The organism is Frankia sp. EI5c (assembly GCF_001636565.1).
In the GTDB taxonomy this organism is placed as follows: domain Bacteria; phylum Actinomycetota; class Actinomycetes; order Frankiales; family Frankiaceae; genus Parafrankia.
Genome location: NZ_LRTK01000154.1, coordinates 1 through 1,760, shown reverse-complemented (window position 1 = coordinate 1,760; position 1,760 = coordinate 1). Strand labels below are relative to the sequence as shown.

General features: G+C 74.2%; 1 protein-coding gene and 2 pseudogenes. All 3 read right to left on the bottom strand.

All coding sequences use genetic code 11. The features are described from left to right. A pseudogene (locus tag UG55_RS44995) lies at positions 1-240 on the bottom strand (beta-ketoacyl synthase N-terminal-like domain-containing protein); the annotation flags it as partial. 1 nt (position 241) lies between these two features. Then, positions 242-995 (bottom strand): annotated as a pseudogene (locus UG55_RS44990) (beta-ketoacyl synthase N-terminal-like domain-containing protein); the annotation flags it as partial. A 1-nt stretch (position 996) separates the two neighbouring features. Then, positions 997-1,760 (bottom strand): beta-ketoacyl reductase (locus UG55_RS44985; protein ID WP_242425172.1); only part of this gene is annotated, 764 nt, incomplete at both ends.

Genomic DNA, 1,760 nt, shown 5'->3' with positions numbered 1-1,760 from the left:
GCGTACCACCGCGAGGACGGGGTGGTTGTTGCGGTGGGCGTCGGAGAGTCGTTCGAGGAGGAGGAGTGCGGCGCCTTCGGACCAGCCGGTGCCGTCGGCGGCGTTGGCGAAGGGTTTGCAGCGGCCGTCGGGGGCGAGCCCGCGCTGCCGGCTGAACTCGATGAACGTGGTGGGGCTGGCCATCACTGTGACGCCGCCGGCGAGGGCGAGGTCGCATTCGCCGCTGCGCAGTGCCTGGGCNGCGAGGTGCAGGGCGACGAGTGAGGAGGAGCAGGCGGTGTCGACGGTGACCGCCGGGCCCTCCAGCCCGAACGTGTACGCCACCCGGCCGGACGCCACACTGCCCGCGCTCCCGCTTACCAGGTAGCCCTCGAAGCCCTCGGCGGGCGTGCCGGCCTGGTGCAGCCGGGCTCCGTAGTCGTTGTACATGACACCGGCGAACACACCGGTGCGGGAGCCGCGCAGCGAGTCGGGGGCGAGGCCGGCGCGTTCGAACGCCTCCCAGGCGGTCTCCAGCAGCAGCCGCTGCTGCGGATCGGTCGTCATCGCCTCCCGGGGGCTGATGCCGAACAACTCCGGGTCGAAGTCGCCCGCGTCGTGCAGGAACCCGCCCTCGCGGGTGTAGGACGTCCCGGGGCGGTCGGGGTCGGGGTCGTAGAGGGCGTCGAGGTCCCAGCCACGGTCGGCGGGGAAGCCGGAGATCGCGTCCCGGCCGTCGGCGAGAAGTCGCCACAGATCCTCGGGTGAGCGCACCCCACCGGGGAAGCGGCAGGCCATCGCCACGATGACGACCGGGTCGTCGGTGGCGTCACGGCCCCTCTCCACCTTCGCGCCGCGCCCGCCTCCGGTGGCAGTGGTAGTGGTGGCGGTGGCGTCACTCGTCGACGGGTCGTCGCCGGCCGCGTCGACCAGCTCCGCGCGCAGCAGCGTGGCCAGCGCGTTCGGGGTGGGATGGTCGAAGACCAGGGTGGCGGGCAGGCGCAGGCCGGTGGCCGNGCCGAGCCGGTTGCGCAGGTCGACGGCGGCGAGCGAGTCGAGGCCGAGGTCGGTCAGGGGCCGGTCCTCGGGAACCGAGGCGGTGTCGGTGTGCCCGAGGACGAGGGCGACCGTCTCCCGGACCAGCTCGACCAGCAGCCGGTCGGCCTCGCCCGCGCTGGCCCGGGCGAGTCGGGAGGCCAGTTCCGGGCGGGCCGGAGCGGTCACCCCCGGGCGGGTACCGGCCCGCGTGAGGGAACGCGGCGCGTTGCGCACCAGGGAACGCAGCGGGGGCGGCACGGCCGCTCCCGGGGAGGCGAGCGCCCGGGTGTCGAACCGGGAGGCCACGACCAACGCCTGGTCGGCGTGCCTGCCGGCGAAGACCTGGTCGAACATCCGCAGGGCCTGCTCTGCTGGCAGCGGTGCGATGCCCGCCCGGGCGAGCCGGCTCAGATCCGCCTTGCCGAGCGCTGCGGCCATGCCGCCGGTGCTGGGGGTGTCGCCGGGGGCGGGGGTGTCGTCGGGTGTGTTGGTGTCGCTGGGTGTGGGGTTCCAGAGGCCCCAGGCGATGCTGGTGGCGGGGAGGTGGTGGGTGTGGCGGTGGTGGGCGAGGGCGTCGAGGTAGGCGTTGGCGGCGGCGTAGTTGGCTTGGCCGGGGGTGCCGGTGGTGGCGGTGATGGAGGAGAAGAGGAGGAAGGTGTGGAGGGGGTGGTGGTGGGTGAGGGTGTGGAGGTTGGTGGCGGCGGTGGCTTTGGGGGTGAGGGTGGTGGTGAGGTGTCGGGGGG